Below are 21690 nucleotides of genomic sequence, written 5' to 3' on the forward strand. Positions count from 1 at the left end.
TTGGCCCGCCACTGGCGGGCTAAATTGTATTAAAAAATAATTCCATTCAAATTCGTTAGACACTGTCTGTCAAATTTGAATGGAATTATTTTTTAATTTATTGGAAACTTCTAACTCGAACTTGAGGATAAGGTTGATAGCATTATCTGCTTATTCATTCTGATAACATTTTTGATAATGTCGCTGCATCAGGTAAAAATTCTTTCATGTTATCAGGTGCCTCACTAAAATGCTTATAGGTACCCACGCTCATCGCTTTATCGATAGATTTAATAGCGTAATCCACTACTGTATTATCTTTGGATTTGCAGAGTACAATGCCAATGCTCGGATTCTCGTGTGCTAACTTTACTTTATCGTCTAATACATTCAAATAGAAATTAAGTTGACCTGCATATGCTGGTTTGAAATTTTTCCGTTTCAGTTCAATCGCTACCAGGCATTGCAGGTAACGGTTGTAGAAGAGTAGGTCAACAAAAAACTCACTGTCGTTTACGGTTAGTTTGTATTGATTGCCAATAAAAGAATAGCCTTTACCCATACTCATAATGAACTTTTTAATATTGTTCACGATTTCACTTTCAAGTATGCCTTCGTCATCGTTATCATCAATATTAGTAAAGTCCAGCAGGTATTCATCTTTAAATACTTCGAGCGCTTTTGACTTAATATTTTCGGGGAGGGTTGTGTTGAAATTGTTAGGCATGTTGCCCCGATGTTTGAAAAGATTAGCGCTAATGTGATATGCTAATTCTCTTTTTGACCAGAATTGTTCTGCTGTTTGAGATATATAGAAGAAGCGTTCCGTATCTTGTTTGCATTTTTCCAGGATGATAATATGATGGGTAAAGCTAATGCTGTAAAAGGATTCCTGTAATTGCGCCGCCACTGGCGGCGTAATTGCAGGTGCACTGTAAACGTCATAAAATTGGCGCATCTTTTTCAAATTGGTATATGAAAAGCCCCTAAGGCCGGGCATTTCCCGTTGAAGATCTTGTGAGATTTGTTCTATTATTTTTGCTCCCCAATTTTCAGCATGTATTTTCTCAGAAAGCATTTGCCCTAATTTGTAATAGAGCTTTAATTGCTCTTGGTTGGCTAATCTCATCGCCTGATACCGGCTTCGGATGATATTATGCTTGATATCCGTGATGAATTGCTTGTATGAAAGGGTTGTGTCCATTGTGTTGGGTTGATTGTTTTGGTTAAACTTAGAGAGAGAATGTCGTTTACATCACGTGTGTGAAGTCGGTTAACAAACGTGTAAACGGGAACAAAAATAAAAGGTATAAGCGATTTTAGCTTGTTCATTTTGTTCATTGACAAAATGATCTGTTCATTGTTATTTTGATATCAGATTTAATAGAAATAAAAGGCGGAGATACAAGCTCCGCTTATATCTTCGCCGATATCATCTTTCAAAATCATTTCACTCTATACACCGGATAACGTAAGTATTCCGGTTCAGCATAAGGCGAATTTTTAAATATAAAATTCAGTTGTGCACTGGCATTATTGGCAAATGCCGTATCGACAGCTTTCTTCTTATTCAATGCTTCCTGCAATTCCGGATGCTGCTGCAAATAAGCAGCGCCGGTATCTTCAAAAACATAAGGAGAATAACCTTCTTTTTGTCCGAGCACAGCATCAAAAAAGTTCCAGGCGAAATAGGAATCACCAGCGGTGGGTTCCAGGGTTTCCATCAAAAAGCGGTTAGCCGTTTGGTTCATAGGAATGTAGTAGTCGCCTTTGCGGAAGTGGATAGAATCCATGCTACTGGTCACTTTGATGTTGGTATGCAGGTAATGCTTTTCAAACGGTTTGGGATAGGTTTGAAAATCTGCGATGTGATATACTTCCACATACACGGTGGTATCGTGTGGCAGTGGTTGTAGTTGCACATTATTATTTTTCAGGAGATGGATAACGCTCCACCATCCCTGTGGTACGATATAGGCGCGGGGCTTTTCCACAAAATTTTCTTCCGTGAAAGTGTTGTAGAATTTCACCTGCCTGGTGTAGGGTTTGTTACGATCATAATACAGGCGTGGTAGCCCGGAAATGGCGCTGGGTTTATGTCCTGATTCAAATCCACGGAAAGTGATCATGTTATAGGTGTTCATATCCGCTTGCCACGACAATGGAAATGTTTTTTGTGTAATAGCTGTTTGTTTGGCTTGTTCCCGCAGTTGTTTGATGGTTTCGCTATGTGTGGAAGTAAACTGGATAAAACATTCCATCAGTGCATAAGTAGCTTTTACACGGGCTGGATAGGGTTTCAGCATATGGGTTTCGGGCACAAATCCGAAGGTATGAAAGAGGGTGGTATAGCCGGTGGAGTAACGTGGTAGGTCTGCAAATTCTACCCATCCACTGTCGGGTGTTTCGCCGAAATGATTCACATAGGGAACGAGGTCGTAGCCTTTTGTTTTCATGAGAGCGTATAGTCCGGGTTCAAATGTTTTGTTCATGAATTCGCCCATAGCGCCACCGAGTTTATTGTGCTGAGTGGTGAGTAGTGTCATGATGTGCTGGTAATCAGCCCCGTTGCTGACATGGTTATCCACAAATACATCGGGATCGGCGAGGTGGTAGATTTGCTGGAACGCTAACGCGTTTTTTGAATCGGCTTTGATAAAGTCGCGGTTCAGGTCCAGGTTTTGGGCGTTGCCACGGGAGCCGAAGGCGTCGGGGCCATTTTGATCCACCCGGTACCAGGGGGAACGGTTGAGCATGCCGCCAATATTATATACCGGGATAACGGCGAGGACAATATTATCAGGGAGCTTGACTTTGCCCTGGGCAATGTCCCGCAGGAGCATCATGCTGGCGTCTATACCATCGGGCTCGCCGGGATGGATGCCGTTATTGATGAGGATAATGCGTTTATTCTTTTTATGGAGACTTTTAAAGTCGAAATCTTTTTGGGGGGAGTAGGTGACCAGGTGCAGGGGAAAGCCGGCGTCTGTGCTGCCGATGGTTTGCAGGTGAATTTGCGGGAAGCGTTTGGCGAGCAGTTGGTAATATTGGATGACTTCTGGGTAGGTAGCAGTTTCCTGGCCGGCGGTTTTTTCATAGCGGGTGGTCAGGTCCTGTGCGTAAGATCGTATTGGAAGGAGGGTGGCGAGGAGTATAATTATCTTTTTCATTATACGAAAGTGAGTGGAAAAACAAAAAGCCCTTCCTTTGGGAGGAAGAGCTGTAAATATTGTTACTGAAACAATTAAGCCATCGCTAAAACGCGCTTAGCCAGCTTGCTTTTCAGATTTGCTGCTTTGTTCTTGTGAATAACGTTACGTTTAGCAAGTTTGTCCAGCATAGAAGCTACCTCAGTTAAATCTTTCTCCGCTGTTGCTTTGTCAGTCAGCGCTTTCAGGTCACGGATGGCGTTACGAGTAGTTTTACCGTAGTAACGGTTACGCTCGTTGCGCTTTCTGCTTTGACGTACGTCTTTTTTCGTTGCTTTATGGTTTGCCATTTTTCAAATTTCAAGTTTCGGACGGCAAAGGTAACTATTTCCCAAATAGAAAACAAACTAAATGTACTTTTTCCGTCAAAGGGCAAATATAAGCTCCTTTTATCACAGATAATCACTTGATTTTTTCTGATTTTTTCCACCCGGCGTATCGAAAAACGAGCGATATTTGCAATCCCATATATTAATATATTGGGACCAACAGAAAAGTATTTGAACTGAAGATCAGCAAAACTCGTTGTAAATGAAGGACTTCTCATTCGTCACCAACTCACATCCTGCTTACATTGAATCGTTATACCAGGATTTCCGCAAAGATCCCAACTCTGTAGACCCGGATTGGGTTAAATTTTTCGAAGGATTTGATTTTGCAGTATCCAATGTAAACGGTAAGGCGGCAGCATCAGCGCCAGTAGCAGGAGGCAGCACTTCGTTGCCAGTGAGCGACGACCAGTTGGCGAAAGAACTGGGCGTATACCGTCTGATACAGGCGTATCGTAAAAAAGGCCACTTAATTGCTAAAACCAACCCCATCCGTGAAAGAAAAGACAGAAAGGCCAACCTGGATCTGGCCAGCTTTGGATTAGGGGACGCTGATCTCAAAACAGAATTCTTTGCAGGCACCACTATCGGCGTCGGTAAAGCTACCCTCGAACAAATTGTTGCCTTTCTGAACAAAATTTATGCAGGTTCAGTAGGATTGCAATACACTTACATCAACGACCGGGATAAGGCGAAGTGGATGGAGAAAGAGTTTGAAAAGGTCATGACACAGCCTTTATCATTGGAACAGCGCCGTCGCATTTTGCAGAAGCTGAACCAGGGCGTTATTTTCGAAAAATTCCTTCACACCAAATATATCGGACAAAAGCGTTTTGGCCTGGAAGGTGGTGAATCCACTATTCCGGCACTGGATGCTATCATTGATGTAGCGGCAGAATATGGCGTACAGGAATCTGTGATTGGTATGGCCCACCGCGGCCGTTTGAACGTACTGGCAAATATCCTGGGTAAAACTTATGAGCAGATCTTCAATGAATTTGAGGGCCTGGCTGTACCGGATATGACCATGGGTAGCGGCGACGTGAAATATCACCTCGGCTTCCGTTCCCAGGTAACCACCCCTTCCGGCAAACCTGTCAACCTGCAATTGATGCCTAACCCTTCCCACCTGGAAGTGGTAGATCCTATTGTAGTGGGTTTTGCACGTAGTAAGGCGGATGTGATTTACGACAGCGATTACGATAAAATATTGCCTATCCTCATCCATGGTGATGCTGCCGTAGCCGGTCAGGGCATCGTGTATGAAGTAGAGCAAATGAGCAAACTGAAAGGTTACTACGTAGGTGGTACCATTCACTTTGTGATCAATAACCAGATCGGATTTACCACTGACTTTGATGATGCACGCTCTTCAGACTACTGTACCAGCGTAGCATCCATTGTACAGGCACCGGTATTCCACGTAAATGGTGATGATGCAGAAGCAGTGGTGAAAGTATCCCAGCTGGCTGCCCGTTACCGCCAGGAATTCAATGAAGATGTATTCATTGATATGGTTTGTTACCGCAAACATGGCCACAATGAAGGGGATGAGCCTAAATTCACCCAGCCAAGTTTGTATGCATTGATTGATAAACACGCTAATCCGCGTGAAGTATATACCCAGTTCCTGTTGAACAACGGCGAACAAGATGCTGCTGCTTTAGCCAAGGAAATGGAAAAAAGTTTCTGGGATGATTTACAGGCACGTTTGGATGAAGTGAAACAACATCCGCTGCCTTATGCTAATCAGAAGCCGGAAGAGTGGTGGCAGGCCCTGCGTAAATCTACACTGCAGGACTTCGACGCTTCCCCGGTTACGGCTATTAAGGAAGACGACTTCAAACGCTTGTTCGATGCCCTCATGAAATGGCCGGAGAATTTTGTTCCCCTGCGTAAAGTGAGCAAATTGCTGCAGGACAAAATTAAATTATACCAGGACGAAGGTAAGGTGGACTGGGCAACCGGTGAACTCCTCGCTTACGCCAGCCTCCTGATTGAAGGCAAGGATGTTAGAATGAGCGGAGAAGACGTAAAACGCGGTACTTTCTCTCATCGTCATGCAGTGTTGTTTGACGAAAATACCAACGAAACTTATAACCGTCTCAGTCATCTCCAGGAGAAACAAGGAAAATTCAGAATTTATAACTCTTTACTGAGTGAATATGGTGTATTGGGCTTTGAATATGGTTATGCCATGGCCAACCCCAACAGCCTGGTACTGTGGGAAGCGCAATATGGCGATTTCGTAAACGGTGCACAAACAGTGATTGATCAGTATATCAGCAGTGCAGAACAGAAATGGACGACGCAGAATGGCCTGGTAATGTTATTACCTCATGGTTATGAAGGTGGTGGACCAGATCACTCCAATGCCCGTCCTGAACGTTTCTTACAACAGTGTGCAGAAGAGAATATGGTGATTACCAACATTACTACTGCCGCCAACTTCTTCCATGCGTTACGTCGCCAGCTGACCTGGCAGTTCCGTAAGCCACTGATTAACTTCTCTCCAAAAGCAAACCTGCGTCATGTAGGCGCTTATTCTACTACGGAAGAATTTACACAAGGTGGATTTAAGGAAGTGCTGGACGATCCGTTTATCGATGATGCCGCAGTAGTGAAGAAAGTATTGCTGTGTTCTGGTAAAATGTATTTTGACCTGAGCGATAAGCAAGGTAAAGATGACCGCAAAGATGTAGCCATTGTTCGCCTGGAACAATTGTATCCATTGCCGGTTAAACAACTGGAAGTGATTGCGCAGAAATACAAAGGCGCTACCTTCTTCTGGGTACAGGAAGAACCGTTGAATATGGGTGCTGCAGCATATCTGCAAATGAACCTGAAGCAGATCAATTATGGTGTTATCAGTCGCAATCCAAGTGCATCTACTGCTACCGGTTATGCGAAAGTACACGCACGTGAGCAGCAACAGATTATTGATACGGCTTTTAACATCTAAAAAAATAAAAGTATAAAACAGTATAACCAGGATATATGTTAAGCTAACAGTTAAGTACTCATAGCTAACAACTAACCGGGTATCACCATCAACTGATTAAATATGGTTATCGAAATCAAAGTCCCTACGGTAGGAGAATCTATTAGCGAGGTAACAATTGCAAAGTGGTTGAAGAAAGATGGAGATTATGTGCAGCAGGACGAGGTATTATGTGAAATGGAATCAGAGAAGGCCACCTTCGAACTGAATGCAGAGAAAGCGGGTGTTCTGAAAATTGCTGCGGCAGCTCAGGAAGGCGCTACTTTGAAAATTGGTGATGTAGCTTGTACCATCGATACAGATGCAGCTGCACCTGCCACCAGCGCAGCACCGGCAGCAGCCCCTGCAGCTCCAACGGCGGAAGCCGCTCCTGTAGCAGAAGCAGCACCAGCGGTGAACAAAGGGACGATTGAAATGAAAGTGCCTACAGTAGGAGAGTCTATCAGTGAAGTAACACTGGTAAAGTGGATCAAGAATAATGGTGATTATGTAGAGCGTGACGAAGTAGTATGTGAACTGGAATCAGAGAAAGCTACTTTCGAACTGAACGCAGAAGAAGCGGGCGCACTGATTACCGTAGCGAAAGAAGGCGATACATTAAAAATAGGTGATGTTGCCTGTAAAATAGATACCAGTGTGGGCAGACCAGCTGGTAAAGCAGCACCGGCAGCAGCTCCGGCGGCACAAGCTCAAAAAGCAGCGCCACAGCCACAGCAGGCGCCTGTTACCAACATACCAAATGATCTGAAGGCATCCCCGGTAGCAGCAGCTGTTATCGCTGACAAGCACGTGGATCCATCCAGCATCAAAGGTTCCGGCGCACATGGTAAAATCATGAAAGATGATGTACTGGCTGCCCTGCAAAATCCAGGAGTAGCTATCGGCCAGGAACTGTTTAGCCGTCAGGAACGCCGCGAAAAGATGAGCAACCTGCGTAAAACGGTTTCCCGTCGCCTGGTGGAAGCTAAAAATACCACGGCTATGCTCACTACCTTCAACGAGGTAGACATGACCGAAATTATGGCGCTGCGTGCCAAATACAAAGAAGTATTCAAGAAACAGCATGAGGTGAACCTGGGCTTTATGAGCTTCTTCACCAAAGCATGCTGCTTTGCATTACAGGAATTCCCATCTGTAAACGCTTACATTGATGGTGAAGAACTGGTATACCACGATTACTGCGATATTTCTATCGCTGTATCTGCACCAAAAGGACTGGTAGTACCGGTGATCCGCAATGCAGAAAGCCTGGATATGGCAGGTATTGAAAAAGCAGTAGTAGAACTGGCTACCAAAGCCCGTGATAACAAATTGACTATGCCGGAAATGACCGGAGGCACCTTTACTATCACCAACGGTGGTGTATTTGGTTCCCTGATGAGCACACCTATCATCAACATTCCGCAATCTGCTATCCTGGGTATGCACAAAATACAGGATCGTCCAATGGCGATCAATGGCCAGGTGGTGATTCGTCCGATGATGTACCTGGCGCTGAGCTACGATCACCGTATTATCGACGGTCGTGAATCAGTTAGCTTCCTGGTACGTGTGAAAGAAATGCTGGAAAATCCTGAGCAACTGTTGTTCGGTAAAGATCCGCTGAAAGCATTACTGAAACTGTAATCTTATCATTTATAAAGGAGAAGGGCCGGTACTACAGTACCGGCCCTTCTTGTTGTGGATCAATAATAGCGGTAGCATCAGGATTAGCCCGTATCTTCGCGTATGACCCGTTGGGAAAATTATTTAGCATCAGCAACAAAGATCATAGGCGCTTACCAGGGCAGCCTGCCATTACATCATTTTCTGAAATCCTTTTTTAAAGAGCATCCTTACATGGGTGGGCGCGACCGGCGTTGGATTTCGCAACTGGTATATCATTATTTCCGTTTAGGACATTGGGGTACCTCGCTGCCGGTTAGCGAGCGGGTGATTGCGGGCGCATTGCTTTGCGAAACAGCACCAAATGATTTCCTGGCGGCAGTAAAACCCGACTGGAATGCCGCTACTATACAGTCGTTGGAAGAAAAAAAAGCATTGTTGTCCGCCGGACTAACACCTACCGATATTTTCCCTTTCCTGGAAGAATTATCAACCGGGATTGATGCTAACATATATGCCTATACGATATTAAAACAACCACGTTTATTTATTCGTGTCCGCAATAACAAGCTGGATAAGGTATTACAGCTATTGGATAAAGCCGGGGTCGTATATGAAGTATTTGCTAATAAAAGCACCGTGGCACTGCCGAATGGTACTAAAATAGAAACGATAGTGCCAGAAAAAAGCTGGTATGAAGTACAGGATGCTTCCAGTCAGCAAACCGGCGAATTGTTTAAGCCAGTGAAGCAACAGCGTTGGTGGGATTGTTGTGCTGCCAGCGGTGGTAAATCCATTCTCCTGAAAGACCAGCAGCCAGGTGTGCAATTGCTGGTATCAGATGTCAGAAGATCTATTCTAGAAAATCTGCAGCAACGTTTTGCCGCGGCAGGTGTGAAAAATTACGAGGCGCGGGTGGCAGATCTTACCTCTCCGCAGTTCCCGGCTTCGATGGGTAACCAGCAGTTTGATGGTATTCTCCTCGATGCGCCCTGTAGTGGATCCGGTACCTGGGGCCGTACCCCGGAAAGCATTTCGTTCTTTAAAAGGGAAGAAATAGCCAAATTTCAACAGTTACAACAACGTATAGCCCATAACGTGGTTCCCTTTTTAAAGAAGGGAGGATCGTTGATTTATATTACCTGTTCTGTGTTTAAGCAGGAAAATGAGGAGGTGGTGAGATACATTGAAAGTATCAGTGATTTGAGGCAGCAGGAAGGTGGAGTAATAGCAGGGTATGATAAGGGGGCGGATACGATGTTTGCGGTAAGGATGTCGTAATCAATAGATTAGCTATTTAACAATAAAAATTTTGTCAAGTATTTTGACAATAGAATTTTTGTCAATATTTTTGACAAAAATTCTATTGTCATGAAAAACATCATAGGGCTTCCGGCCAGAGGTGACAATTTTTATCAGCGTAGCCGGGAGGTCGCCAAAGTAACCCTGGCACTTGAAAACGGCAATAATATACAGATCACTGCTCCCCGCAGGGTTGGGAAAACCTCGATTTTATGGTATTTACTGGATAACAACATTGCTGCCAGGTATTATGTATATGTGGATACTGAGAGTGTGGAAGATGCGTCTAACTTCTATCGCAAACTGTTGGAGGGTATTGTCAGCAACACTGATATTTCGCGGTCTGTTAAATTACAGGCTGGTTTAAAAGACAAGAGCAATCGTTTTTTTCAACAGATTAAAAGCATTAAACTTTTTCAGGCAGCAATAGAATTTAATCATGAACCGGAAGTGCGTGATTATTACGAAGAGTTCCGGCATTTCCTTACCGGGTATGCCAGCGTAGAGGACGTCGAACTGGTCCTGTTAATTGATGAATTTCCACAAACGATAGAAAATATCCGCAAGAAAGATCCTGAAGCTGCCATACATTTTTTGCAGCGGAAGCGGGAACTGAGAATAGATCCGGTGATTTCCAAAAATATCCGGTTTATTTATACAGGTTCTATTGGCCTAAATCAAACGGTATCTTCGCTGAATGCCACTGCTACTATTAATGACCTTGCATCTATAGAGGTAGAGCCGCTTTCAGGGCCTGAGGCAATGGAACTTTTTAATAAGCTACTGACTACAAAATTCCGCATTGTACATGCCAGTGCGGAAACGGCGTTGATGGAAATCCTGCAATGGTATATCCCTTTTCATATTCAGTTGATTGTACAGGAAATAATTCAGGCTACGCATGTTGGTACTGAAGTGAACCAAGAAATTGTGGAAAAAGCAATTGAAGAATTGTTAAGTTTGAGACATAAGAATCACTTTGATCATTACTATTCCCGTTTGAGAACGCATTTTAAAGATGATGCATTCAAATACGGGGATAGTTTGTTGAAGGTGCTTGCAGTGAACGGAACCATGACTAAGAAAGATAGTCTGGAATTAGCTGTAAAATATCACCAGGAAAAAGAATACAGAAAAATTATTGAAAACCTGATGTACGATGGATATATCCACTACAATAGTACACAGGGCGTTTACCTTTTTAACTCACCGATCCTGAAACGATGGTGGGCGTTATTTATTTGTTAGCTATGAGCAGCGTTTTACTATACAATCCCGACAGAAAGAATAAAGACGAGTTTATTGCCGAATTTGTGATCCGCACAAAAATCTTTGAGGAGATGTGGGCGGATATTGTATCCGGCAAAATGAAAACACCAGAGCAACACTATCTGTTGCTTGGGCAGCGTGGAGCGGGAAAAACTACCTTGTTACTAAGATTGAAGTACGCTGTAGAGGATGATGAAAAACTCTCTCAATGGTTGATCCCCGTTATGTTTGGTGAAGAACAATATAACATTGGGGAGTTGGGAAATCTGTGGGAAAGAATAGCGGAATACCTGGAGGATTACCATGGATTTAAGGGAATAACGGAAGAAATAGCACCATTTGTACTACAGGATAATTATGAGGAAGCCGCGTTGAAAGTGCTGGTAAAGCACCTGGATCAGCACAAAAAGAAAGTGATTTTGCTGATAGACAATATTGGCCAGTTATTGGCAAAATTCAGCCAGTTGGAAGTACACCGACTCAGAGAGGTTTTGCAAACGATACCTCATTTCCGACTGGTAGCCGGATCGCCGGTAACATTGGAAAGTGTATTGGATTATCAGCAGCCGTTGTTTGAATTTTTTAAGGTGATACAATTAAAAGGATTGACGGATGAAGAGAGCATAACATTATTGCGGCAACTGGCAGTAATCCATCATGAAGAAACAAAGATAGAACGTATCATCAAAGAATCCCCTTCCCGTATCACTACGCTAAGAACCTTATCTGGTGGTGTTCCCAGAACAATGGCGTTGCTATTTCAAGTTTTTGCAGATAGTGAGCATGGAACTGCCTTAAGTGATTTGGAAAATGTATTAGACGCTGTAACTCCGTTCTATAAACATCAAATGGATGACTTACCAGCTCAGCAACAGAAAATCATAGACGCTGTCGCATTGCATTGGGAAGCTATCAGCGTGAAAGACTTAGTGAAGCAGGTAAGACTTGATAGCAAGTTGGTTTCTGCTCAATTACGACAATTAGAAAAAAACCAGGTGATTGAAAAACGAAGCACCCAAACAAAGAATCATGTTTATCTGCTGCAAGAGAGGTTTTTCAATATCTGGTATTTGATGAGATATGGAAGAAAACGAGGAAGAGGCAAAGTAATATGGCTGGTTAAGTTATTTGAAACGTGGTGTGATAAACGAGAAATAGAAAACCGAGTGAAAGATTATATCAGGAAAGTTAAGCAAGGCCTGTTAGATCAAAACACTTTGGAAGTATATGGGTATACTTATACTTTTTTTGAAAGTATCACTCCTGAAACCAAATTCTTATTGAGGGACAGTACACCGGAGTATATAGCATCCAATGTTGTTATGACGGAAGAGGAGTTTTACAGATTGTTAGATCGGGCTTTGAAGAAAGATGATCATAAATCATTCATTCAAATAGTGGAACCTCAAAAACTGATAGCTGCGGAGGAACGAGAAAGATTTTACAAATATGTTCTCGCAAATATTGATAAAGTAGAACATTTTATAGCGATGGATAACGCAGAGGAGCGATTGACTATTCCTTTTTTATTTTACACGGTTTTCCTTTTACGTGCTATAAATGTATTTACAAGATTTATACTAGAAGATAAGTATGAGTCTATAGAAGGGTTTGTAGATATGTTTGGACAGAGGTTGGCCATGTTTGAGAATAAGAGTTTTAATGAGATAGTTTCGTTCGATAATGTCATGGCATTATTATTAGCTGCGGAATACAATGAGTTTGCGGTTAAGCTTATCACTGAGAGTGGTATTGATGAAAAGAGTAAGCAATTGTGGAATTATATCATTGACTTTTTTAAGATAAGCGCTCACGAAGGGAATATACATGTTCATGCGAACTCTGACTCTAACCCTGTGCAGCCGCCCGAAATCGATTGGGCTTGTAAAATTATAATTGAGCATATTTTTAATGTCAGGAAGTATCTGAAAGAAGGAAAGAAGGCAATTTTAGAATCAAAAAAAGGGTGAGAAGACTTCCATCTTCCCACCCCTTTTATTTATCTATCTTATGAATTAATCTTCTCTTATAGCGTTATTGGCATCGCGCGTTGAATAATCCCACCAGCTACCACGTCATCGCCTTCATAGAAAACAGCCGACTGTCCGGGAGCAATTCCTTTTACGCTTTCATAGAAGCTCACTTTTACCTGGCCGTTTTCATTGTACAGGTTACTCAGTGCGCCCTTGTCTTTGTAGCGGATTTTGGTGATGGCTTCCATCCCTTCAGGGATGGTGTCATACTTGCCCATGTTGATACCGCTGACCATCATCTCGCTTTTCTGGAGTTCATCTTCGTTGCCAAGCACTACCGTATTGGTTTCCGGGATGATTTCTGTTACGAATACCGGGCGTCCAAGGGCAATATCGAGCCCTTTACGCTGTCCAACTGTATAGAAGGGGTAACCCTTATGTTTGCCCACAATCGTGCCGTCTGCGAGCACAAAATTGCCTCCGTTAACCCTTTCTTCCAAACCATCTACTTTTCTCTTCAGAAAACCGCGGTAGTCGTTGTCGGGCACGAAGCAGATTTCATAGCTTTCAGCCTTTTTAGCCAGTTCGGGGTAACCGAAGTCGAAGGCCATCTGGCGGATTTCAGTTTTACGGTAAGTACCCAAAGGCAGCAGGGTGCGTGACAACACATCCTGTTGAATGCCCCAGAGTACATAGCTCTGATCTTTGGTTTCGTCGATACCTTTGCTGATCACATAACGGCCGTTGGTATGCTGACGGATTTGTCCGTAGTGACCAGTGGCAATGAATTCACAGTCCATGGCATCGGCACGTTTCATCAGTGCGCGCCATTTTATATGGGTATTGCAGAGTACACAAGGATTGGGGGTACGTCCTGCAATGTATTCATCCACAAAATTATTTATAACGAAATCACCAAATTCATCGCGGATATCCAGCACAAAGTGCGGAAATCCATGATGCACCGCGGCGGCGCGGGCATCGTTAAAAGAATCGAGGTTACAGCAGCCGGTTTCCTTTTTACTGGAACCCGCAGATGCATAATCCCAGGTTTTCATGGTGATACCCACCACTTCATAGCCCTGCTCATGCAACATCAGCGCTGTAACAGTACTGTCTATACCACCGCTCATGGCTACCAGCACTTTACCATGCTTGCTCATTTGAAAAAGTTTAAGGATGCAAAATTACTTAAAATCCAGCCAACCGCCATCTGTCCTTTATTGATCCTGACAATAAGCGGATTGATTCTGCCTATATCATTGATATGATTTTCGCGTCTTTTGGCGATTATTTCCCGAAAACTATAAATTCTTAATTGTGAATTATATATTTATTAGATTTAGCCACCTTTTAGCATAAAAAAATCGCGATGCTACCTATATTAAACAAAGAATACATATTAAAACAGCCCCATTCCGGCGTTCATGAAAAAGCGTTCTCCTTTCCGGAAAAGATTCTGCAATTTGGTACCGGCGTGCTTTTGCGCGGGTTGGTCGACTACCTCGTAGACAATGCCAACCGGCAGGGAATTTATGAAGGAAGGATCGTAGTGGTAAAATCCACTGATGGCGATACCACAGAATTTTCCAGCCAGGATAACTTGTTTACTACCCATATTAAGGGTGTTTCCCAGGGAGAGTTGGTAGATAAAGTGCTGATTAACACTACTATTAGCCGTGTTTTGCAATCGAATGCAAATTGGCAGGAGATTTTAGACGTGGTGCATCAGCCCGCCTTGCAAACAATTATTTCCAACACCACAGAAGTGGGAATTCAGTATTTAGCGGAAAAAATAGGCGAAAATGCCCCGGTTTCCTATCCCGGGAAGCTGTTGGCCATACTTTGGGAACGCTATACTTATTTTGAAGGAAAGGCGAATACAGGCTTCGTAATTGTGCCCACTGAACTGGTGGTGGACAATGGCCGGTTATTGAAAGATATTGTTTTGCAGCTGGCAGCCTATAACGATATGCCTGCTGCTTTTATTGACTGGATTAAGGTTGATAACTATTTTTGTAATTCACTGGTAGACCGTATTGTACCCGGCAAACCACGTAACCTGGCGGAAATAGCTACTACCGCTGGTTATACGGATCAATTGTGGATAGAAGTAGAGCCCTACCTGTTATGGGCCATAGAGGGCGGGGAATATGTTCGTAGCGTTTTATCTTTTTTTAAGGGAGATAAAAACATGTTCATTGTTCCTGACATTACTCCGTTCCGCGAACAGAAGCTGCGCTTACTCAATGGTAGTCATACGGCGGCAGTGCCACTGGCTTTCCTGTCGGGGTTGAATACGGTGTATGAATCTATGCAGGATGAATATATGCGCGACTTTTTCCGCGCGGTGGCGTTACAGGAAATCCTGCCTACTATTGCGGATACCTGTCCTACTGCTACGGCATTTGCATCTGATGTACTGGATCGTTTTGCCAATCCGTTTATTGCGCATCAGCTCATCAGCATTACCTTCCAGCAGAGTTTAAAGATGAATACCCGCAATGTACGTACCCTGTTGCGCTATCACGAAAAATTCAATGCCCTTCCGCCGCATCTTTGTCTCGGTTTTGCCGCTATGCTGGTATTCCTGCAGCCGGTAAGGGAAGAGCAGGGAAAATATTTCGGAAGCAGGGATGGAGAGGAGTACGTTATTACGGATGATAACGCGGCCATCTTTGCGGCATGGTGGCAAAACGATGCCAATATACAGGAGATGGTGGCCGGTATTTGCAGTGATCTCCGTTTATGGGAAACAGACCTGACAGCGATCCCCGGATTTGCTGCTACAGTGGCTGATTTGGTAGTGGCCCTGAAAAGCAATGGGGTGAAAGCATACATACAATCACAGCTTTTCAAAAAATAATCATTCACCATGAAGGAGTTTTTATCTGAAGATTTTTTACTGCAAACGGAAACGGCTAAACGATTATATTTTGATTATGCCGCCGCTATGCCGGTCATTGATTATCATAATCACCTGCCACCGGATGAAATAGCGAGTAATAAAACTTTTGATAACCTATATGCCATCTGGCTGAAGGGAGATCATTATAAATGGCGCGCTATGCGCGCCAATGGCGTAGCGGAAGAGTTTATCACCGGAACGGCAGATGACTATACGAAATTTCGCCACTGGGCTGCTACTGCCCCCTATACCATGCGAAACCCTTTGTATCATTGGTCACATATGGAGTTGAAAAATCCATTTGGCGTAACCACCCTGCTGAATGAAAAAACAGCAGAGAAAATATACCAGGATTGTAATGCCCGGCTGCCTGGGTTATCTACCCAAACCTTATTACAACATTATAAAGTAGACACGTTGTGTACCACCGATGACCCTACCGATTCATTGGTGCATCACCGGGCCATTGCCAGTCAGCCTTTCGGCACGCGGGTACTGCCTACTTTCCGCCCGGACAGGGCCATGGCGGTAGACAAGCCTGGAGCATTCCAGCTTTTTGTGCAGCAGCTGTCGGAAGTAGTGAACAAGGATATACAACGATTCGACGACCTGCTGGCGGCTTTGCAAAGCAGGCATACTTATTTCCACGAAACAGGCTGCCGCCTGAGCGATCATGGATTAAGTACCTTCTATTTCACCCCGGCCAGCGATAAGGAACTGGAAACGATTTTCAATAATGCCCGTCATGGTATAGCGGCCACGCCACATGAAGATGCGCAGTTTAAAACTGCTGTGTTGCTGGCTGTTTGCCGCTGGAACCACGAGCGTGGCTGGGCGCAGCAGTTCCACGTAGGTGCTATCCGGAACAATAACTCCCGGTTATTGCAGCGCCTTGGGGCAGATGCAGGGGTAGATTCTATCGGCGACTGGAATGTGGCGGAAGCGATGAGTGCTTTCTTTGATACCCTGGATAAACAGGATCAACTGGCGAAGACGATCGTATACAACCTGAATCCTTCCTACAACGAAGTATTTGCTACGATGGTGGGTAACTTCCAGGATGGAACGGTGCCGGGCAAAATGCAGTTTGGTTCCGGCTGGTGGTTCCTGGATCAGAAAGACGGTATGGAGAAACAGATCAATGCGCTGAGTAACATGGGTTTATTGAGTCGTTTTGTGGGGATGTTAACAGATTCCAGAAGTTTTCTATCTTATTCCCGACATGAATATTTTCGCCGTATTTTGTGTAACCTGATCGGCAGGGATGTAGAAAATGGCGAGTTGCCAAATGATATTGCCTGGTTAGGAAAAATGGTACAGGACATTTGTTACTATAACGCAAAAGCATATTTTGGATTTTAATGAAGCCGGTAAAAGTTATCACGTTCGGAGAAATATTATTGCGCTTGTCGCCAGAGTTGGCGCAGCACACCGCCGCCATTTATGTAGGTGGGGCGGAAGCCAATGTAGCAGCAGCGCTGGCCCAGTGGGGTACAGACGTAGCTTATATCAGCAAGGTACCTGACAATGGATTGTCGAGGGATGTGCTGCAGCAGTTGAGTCACCGCGGTATTCATACCGACCGGGTGTTATGGGGTGGTGCACGTATTGGCATTTATTACCTGGCACAGGGGAGTGACCTGAAGCATGCAGAAGTAGTGTACGACCGGGCCTGGTCATCATTTAGCCAGATTGTACCGGGAACCGTTAACTGGGACGAGTTGCTGGGTGACGCCGAATGGTTTCACTGGAGCGCGATTACGCCGGCGCTGAATCCAGATGCTGCAGCCGTTTGTAAAGAAGTATTGCAGGCCGCTACCCGTAAAGGAATGACGATCTCCACGGATCTGAACTACCGCAGTAAGCTGTGGCAGTATGGAAAGAAGCCGGTAGATGTGATGCCGGAGCTGGTACAATACTGTGATGTGATTATGGGGAATATCTGGGCCGCCAATAACATGCTGGACACGGCACTGGATACGGTAGCGCTGGAAGCCAATACCAAGGTGGTTTACCTGCAACAGGCGGAACAGGTGGCCGCAGAGATAACGAACAGGTTTCCCCGTTGTAAGCGGGTAGCTTTTACGTTCCGTTTCAGTCAGGCGCCTACGCATAATCTTTATTACGCATTTTATTATCATGCCGGGCAGGTGAGCATTTCGCGCGAATACGATACCAGCGACGTGGTAGACCGGGTAGGCAGCGGGGATTGTTTCATGGCCGGGCTTATACATGCACAGTTGCAGGGATTGGATGATCAGCAGATCATTTCTTATGCTGCGGCTGCTGCGTATTCCAAATTTTTTGTAAAGGGAGATTTTAACACTACTTCCGCGGAAGACATTAAAAAACTGATCTAATATATGGCACCTGGTACAGATGTAATTATAGCTGCGTTTGAGCAAACCGGCATCATTCCTGTTTTTTATCACGATGACGCAGAAGTGTGTTTGCAGGTGCTGCAAGCGTGCTACGACGGTGGTTTACGGGTATTTGAATTTACGAGCAGGGGAGAAAATGCGCGCAAGAATTTTGCCATTCTGCGGGATAAGAAACTGGCGACTATGCCTGACTTGTATCTCGGGATCGGAACCATTAAGAATGCGGCAGATGCGGCGGTATATGTTGGTATGGGAGCGGATTTCATTGTATGTCCGGTAACAGATCCCGAAACGGCTGCGTTTTGCAAATCGGAGAACATCTGCTGGATTCCCGGTTGTATGACGCCTACAGAAGTATCTGTAGCGGAAAAGAATGGAGCCCAACTGGTGAAGCTGTTTCCTGGTAACGTACTGGGTCCGGGTTATGTAAGAGCGATTAAACCATTGTTCCCACAAATCAAATTTATGCCAACGGGTGGGGTAGAACCAACGCAGGTAAGCATGGACAGTTGGTTTGATGCGGGTGTGGTATGCGTGGGAATGGGTTCCAATTTATTGTCTAAAACCCTGATTGACAGTAAAGACTGGAAATCGCTGAAAGAGAAAATAGTGCAAACGTTTGCATTTCTCAAAGCGATGAAGTAACTTATGCTCTTTATAAATTCCAATTAGAATGAATTCCACAACTTTAGGTAAGTATCGCTGGCGGGTGTGCGCGCTTTTATTTGTAGCCACAACGATTAACTACATAGACCGGCAGATACTGGGGTTATTGAAAACTGATTTATCCACTGAATTTGGTTGGTCAGAGAAAGATTACAGCAACCTGGTGATGGCATTTTCCGCGTCTTATGCAGTGGGCTTGTTGTTTTTCGGTGCATTGGTAGATAAGATAGGATCCAAGCTGGGTTATACTGTTTCTGTAGTAGTATGGAGCATATCAGCGATGGCGCATGGTTTGGTGCGTACAACGCTGGGATTTGGCATAGTAAGGTCTGTTTTGGGGATCAGTGAGGCAGGTAACTTCCCGGCGGCGATTAAAGCCACGGCGGAGTGGTTCCCCAAGAAGGAACGGGCGCTGGCAACGGGAATTTTTAATTCCGGATCTAATATTGCTGCGGTGGTAGGGCCGTTGATGGTATACTGGCTGGCTAACAATCATGGCTGGAGAAATGCTTTTGTGTGGACGGGCGCCATTGGGTTCATCTGGTTGATCTTCTGGTGGGTGATGTATGAAGTACCTTCCCGTCATAAGCAATTATCCAAGGCGGAATTTGATCATATTCATTCTGATCAGGAAGTTGAGGTAGCGCAGCCTAAGCGGGTAAAGTGGGTAAAATTATTAGGCATCCGGCAAACCTGGGCTTTTGTGTTTGGTAAATTACTGACAGATCCGGTGTGGTGGTTTTTCCTTTTCTGGTTGCCGGGTTACCTGGAATCTATTTTCCACGTGAACATGAAATCTAACCTGGGTTTACCAATTATTATTATTTATTCCATTACCAGCTTTGGTAGTATTGGGGGAGGGTGGTTATCTTCTCACCTGATCAAAACCGGGTGGCCGGTGTTCAAAGCGCGCAAGGTATCTATGTTGATTTTTGCATTGTGTGTAGTTCCTATTGTGTTGATCCAATATTCCAACAATGTATGGCTGGCAATAGCGCTGATTAGTTTGGCGACGGCGGCGCATCAGGCCTGGTCTGCCACTATTTTTACCACAGCTTCTGACATGTTCCCCAAGCGTGCGGTGAGCTCTGTAGTGGGCATTGGGGGTATGGCAGGTTCAATTGGGGGTACTTTGTTTCCGATTGTGATTGGTACCATGTTGAATCACTATAAGCTGATTGGAAATATTGGTATTGGCTATAATATTCTTTTCTCTATTTGTGCGGTGGCTTACCTGGTAGCATGGGGAGTGATGCACTTGTTTGCGCCTAAAATGGAGCAGGTGCAATTAGATTAATGATTATCAGAAAGATATAAATAGAAAACGTCCGGGCAGAAGTCCGGACGTTTGTTTTTTATTCTTATGAGTATCAAAAATTAGTCGATAATAGTGTTACAGGGAAACACCTCTTTTCCATGGGATGAAATCATCCTGGTTGAGTTGTTCTGCTTTGGTATGCACTTCACCGCTGGCGGTTTTGATCACATATTCGAGAATTTCTTCTCCCATATCTGCGATGCTGCATTCACCGCTGATGATAGTACCGGTATTGATATCGATAATATCTTTCATGCGGGTAGCCAGTTTAGTGTTGGTAGCCAGTTTAACAACCGGGGCAATGGGGTTGCCGGTAGGGGTGCCCAGGCCGGTGGTAAACAGCACTACGTTGGCGCCGGAGCCTACTTCGGCAGAGGTAGATTCTACGTCGTTGCCGGGAGTACATAAGAGGTTCAGTCCTGGTTTTGTCACATATTCTGTGTAATCCAGCACGTCTGTTACCGGTGAAGTACCGCCTTTTTTCGCTGCACCTGCGGATTTGATGGCATCGGTAATGAGACCGTCTTTAATATTTCCGGGAGAAGGGTTCATGTAAAAGCCGGAGCCAACGGATTGCGCCTGATTTTCATACGCACGCATGATGCGGATAAATTTATCGGAGGTTTCTTCTGTTTGGCAACGGTTAATGAGTTCCTGTTCTACGCCGCAGAGTTCCGGGAATTCGGAGAGGATAGAAGTACCGCCTAATGCTACCACGAGGTCGGAAGTATGTCCTACCGCCGGGTTAGCAGAGATGCCGGAAAATCCATCGGAGCCGCCGCATTCCAGTCCGATTACCAGTTTGGAGAGTGGGCTGGGTTGGCGTTGTTGTTTATTAGCTTCTACCAGGGCCAGGAAAGTATCTTTAATGGCGGCAGACAACATTGCGAATTCGGAGGCACTCTTTTGTTGTTCGTATACCAATACCGGTTTGTTGAAGGCCGGGTTGAGTTTCTTTAATGATTCCTGCAGGATGGATACCTGTGCGTGTTGGCAGCCCAGGCTGAGGATGGTAGCACCTGCCACGTTGGAGTGGTGGATGTAACCGGCCAGCAGGGCGCATAGCGCGTCGGAGTCCTGACGGGTACCACCGCAGCCACCTTCGTGGGTGAGGAATTTGATACCATCTATATTCGGGAATATTACATTGCGTTTAGCCGTATCCGTTATTGCGTCTGCTTCGTAGTTTTTAATGGCTTCGAGATTGCCGCTTTTATAAAGTGATACGAGGTCGTTTACCTGTTCATTATACACTTCAGCGGGTGCAAATCCGAGTCCTTTTTCGAAGGCGGTTTTGATCACAGCAACGTTCCTGTTTTCACAGAACACCAGCGGAATAACGAGCCAGTAGTTACGGGTACCTACTTGTCCGTCTGCACGGTGGTAGCCCATAAAGGAGCGGTCTTTCCATTTGCTCACATCGGGCGCCTGCCATTCCAGGGAGCCGTCTTTTTCATGAAATGCGTTGGCATCATGCACTACGTTTTCGGTAGTAATACTTTCTCCTTTCAGAATTTTTTTGCTGGCTTTACCTACCAGTACGCCGTACATGGTGATAGGTGCGCCCTCCCCGATATCCGATACCAGGAATTTATGTTTTGCAGAAATATTTTGCTGAAGTTGAATGTTATCTCCGTTAAATGATATATCGGTTCCAGCTGGTAAATCCTGGAGGGCTACCAGCACGTTGTCGTCAGGATGAATTTGTAAGTAAGCGTTCATGACTGCTAAAGTAGTAAATATGCTTTCT

General features: G+C 44.6%; 15 protein-coding genes. 10 read left to right on the forward strand and 5 right to left on the reverse strand.

The genetic code is table 11. The features are described from left to right. Nucleotides 1–154 precede the first annotated feature (154 nt). The 3 genes from AC5ZC7_RS02045 to rpsT form a co-directional block, all read right to left on the reverse strand. Complete coding sequence (locus AC5ZC7_RS02045) at nucleotides 155–1183, reverse strand: PDDEXK nuclease domain-containing protein (protein WP_496159828.1); 1029 nt, start codon at nucleotides 1181–1183, stop codon at nucleotides 155–157. A gap of 241 nt (nucleotides 1184–1424) precedes the next feature. Beyond that, a complete protein-coding gene (locus tag AC5ZC7_RS02050) occupies nucleotides 1425–3149 on the reverse strand; it encodes a M14 family zinc carboxypeptidase (protein WP_496159827.1) in 1725 nt (574 codons plus the stop codon). Between the two features lie 74 nt (nucleotides 3150–3223). Then, nucleotides 3224–3478, reverse strand: a complete 255-nt coding sequence (gene rpsT, locus AC5ZC7_RS02055) for a 30S ribosomal protein S20 (RefSeq protein ID WP_496159826.1) — start codon at nucleotides 3476–3478, stop codon at nucleotides 3224–3226. A gap of 241 nt (nucleotides 3479–3719) precedes the next feature. On the opposite strand from rpsT, the gene AC5ZC7_RS02060 reads away from it, so the two are divergent. The 5 genes from AC5ZC7_RS02060 (at nucleotide 3720) to AC5ZC7_RS02080 (ending at nucleotide 12664) form a co-directional block, all read left to right on the forward strand. Next, nucleotides 3720–6479: a 2-oxoglutarate dehydrogenase E1 component gene (locus AC5ZC7_RS02060; RefSeq protein WP_496159825.1), complete on the forward strand. Its 2760-nt coding sequence runs from the start codon at nucleotides 3720–3722 to the stop codon at nucleotides 6477–6479. A 102-nt stretch (nucleotides 6480–6581) separates the two neighbouring features. Beyond that, entirely contained in the window at nucleotides 6582–8144 is a 1563-nt protein-coding gene (odhB, locus tag AC5ZC7_RS02065) for a 2-oxoglutarate dehydrogenase complex dihydrolipoyllysine-residue succinyltransferase (RefSeq protein WP_496159824.1), read from the forward strand. 102 nt (nucleotides 8145–8246) lie between these two features. Then, on the forward strand, nucleotides 8247–9404 hold the full coding sequence (locus tag AC5ZC7_RS02070) for an RsmB/NOP family class I SAM-dependent RNA methyltransferase (RefSeq protein ID WP_496159823.1): 1158 nt from the start codon (nucleotides 8247–8249) through the stop codon (nucleotides 9402–9404). Between the two features lie 90 nt (nucleotides 9405–9494). Then, nucleotides 9495–10673 (forward strand): ATP-binding protein, encoded by a 1179-nt coding sequence (locus AC5ZC7_RS02075; protein WP_496159822.1) that lies wholly within the window; start codon nucleotides 9495–9497, stop codon nucleotides 10671–10673. 2 nt (nucleotides 10674–10675) lie between these two features. Next, nucleotides 10676–12664: a hypothetical protein gene (locus tag AC5ZC7_RS02080; RefSeq protein ID WP_496159821.1), complete on the forward strand. Its 1989-nt coding sequence runs from the start codon at nucleotides 10676–10678 to the stop codon at nucleotides 12662–12664. A 56-nt stretch (nucleotides 12665–12720) separates the two neighbouring features. Here AC5ZC7_RS02080 and mnmA read toward each other — a convergent pair whose 3' ends face one another. Continuing rightward, entirely contained in the window at nucleotides 12721–13830 is a 1110-nt protein-coding gene (gene mnmA / locus AC5ZC7_RS02085; protein ID WP_496159820.1) for a tRNA 2-thiouridine(34) synthase MnmA, read from the reverse strand. Nucleotides 13831–14039: 209 nt separating this feature from the next. Between mnmA and AC5ZC7_RS02090 the strand changes: the two genes are divergently transcribed. The 5 genes from AC5ZC7_RS02090 to AC5ZC7_RS02110 are packed head-to-tail and all read left to right on the forward strand — an operon-like array spanning nucleotide 14040 to nucleotide 19919. Next, nucleotides 14040–15533 (forward strand): tagaturonate reductase, encoded by a 1494-nt coding sequence (locus AC5ZC7_RS02090; protein WP_496159819.1) that lies wholly within the window; start codon nucleotides 14040–14042, stop codon nucleotides 15531–15533. A 9-nt stretch (nucleotides 15534–15542) separates the two neighbouring features. Further along, on the forward strand, nucleotides 15543–16937 hold the full coding sequence (gene uxaC / locus AC5ZC7_RS02095) for a glucuronate isomerase (RefSeq protein ID WP_496159818.1): 1395 nt from the start codon (nucleotides 15543–15545) through the stop codon (nucleotides 16935–16937). After that, nucleotides 16937–17935, forward strand: a complete 999-nt coding sequence (locus AC5ZC7_RS02100) for a PfkB family carbohydrate kinase (RefSeq protein WP_496159817.1) — start codon at nucleotides 16937–16939, stop codon at nucleotides 17933–17935. Before uxaC ends, AC5ZC7_RS02100 begins: the two co-directional genes overlap by 1 nt. A gap of 3 nt (nucleotides 17936–17938) precedes the next feature. Then, a complete protein-coding gene (eda, locus tag AC5ZC7_RS02105; RefSeq protein ID WP_496159816.1) occupies nucleotides 17939–18601 on the forward strand; it encodes a bifunctional 4-hydroxy-2-oxoglutarate aldolase/2-dehydro-3-deoxy-phosphogluconate aldolase in 663 nt (220 codons plus the stop codon). A 28-nt stretch (nucleotides 18602–18629) separates the two neighbouring features. Further along, on the forward strand, nucleotides 18630–19919 hold the full coding sequence (locus AC5ZC7_RS02110) for an MFS transporter (protein ID WP_496159815.1): 1290 nt from the start codon (nucleotides 18630–18632) through the stop codon (nucleotides 19917–19919). A gap of 96 nt (nucleotides 19920–20015) precedes the next feature. On the opposite strand, the gene AC5ZC7_RS02115 is transcribed toward AC5ZC7_RS02110, so the two are convergent. After that, nucleotides 20016–21662 carry a UxaA family hydrolase gene (locus AC5ZC7_RS02115; RefSeq protein ID WP_496159814.1) on the reverse strand — a complete coding sequence of 549 codons (1647 nt, stop codon included), beginning with the start codon at nucleotides 21660–21662 and terminating at the stop codon, nucleotides 20016–20018. Nucleotides 21663–21690: the final 28 nt, after the last annotated feature.

The organism is Chitinophaga sp. 9-1-y (assembly GCF_059511905.2).

Coding starts and splice junctions, on each gene's coding strand:
- AC5ZC7_RS02045 (WP_496159828.1), bottom strand. CDS start 1,183: ATGGACACAACCCTTTCATACAAGCAATTCATCACGGATATCAAGCAT.
- AC5ZC7_RS02050 (WP_496159827.1), bottom strand. CDS start 3,149: ATGAAAAAGATAATTATACTCCTCGCCACCCTCCTTCCAATACGATCT.
- rpsT (WP_496159826.1), bottom strand. CDS start 3,478: ATGGCAAACCATAAAGCAACGAAAAAAGACGTACGTCAAAGCAGAAAG.
- AC5ZC7_RS02060 (WP_496159825.1), top strand. CDS start 3,720: ATGAAGGACTTCTCATTCGTCACCAACTCACATCCTGCTTACATTGAA.
- odhB (WP_496159824.1), top strand. CDS start 6,582: ATGGTTATCGAAATCAAAGTCCCTACGGTAGGAGAATCTATTAGCGAG.
- AC5ZC7_RS02070 (WP_496159823.1), top strand. CDS start 8,247: ATGACCCGTTGGGAAAATTATTTAGCATCAGCAACAAAGATCATAGGC.
- AC5ZC7_RS02075 (WP_496159822.1), top strand. CDS start 9,495: ATGAAAAACATCATAGGGCTTCCGGCCAGAGGTGACAATTTTTATCAG.
- AC5ZC7_RS02080 (WP_496159821.1), top strand. CDS start 10,676: ATGAGCAGCGTTTTACTATACAATCCCGACAGAAAGAATAAAGACGAG.
- mnmA (WP_496159820.1), bottom strand. CDS start 13,830: ATGAGCAAGCATGGTAAAGTGCTGGTAGCCATGAGCGGTGGTATAGAC.
- AC5ZC7_RS02090 (WP_496159819.1), top strand. CDS start 14,040: ATGCTACCTATATTAAACAAAGAATACATATTAAAACAGCCCCATTCC.
- uxaC (WP_496159818.1), top strand. CDS start 15,543: ATGAAGGAGTTTTTATCTGAAGATTTTTTACTGCAAACGGAAACGGCT.
- AC5ZC7_RS02100 (WP_496159817.1), top strand. CDS start 16,937: ATGAAGCCGGTAAAAGTTATCACGTTCGGAGAAATATTATTGCGCTTG.
- eda (WP_496159816.1), top strand. CDS start 17,939: ATGGCACCTGGTACAGATGTAATTATAGCTGCGTTTGAGCAAACCGGC.
- AC5ZC7_RS02110 (WP_496159815.1), top strand. CDS start 18,630: ATGAATTCCACAACTTTAGGTAAGTATCGCTGGCGGGTGTGCGCGCTT.
- AC5ZC7_RS02115 (WP_496159814.1), bottom strand. CDS start 21,662: ATGAACGCTTACTTACAAATTCATCCTGACGACAACGTGCTGGTAGCC.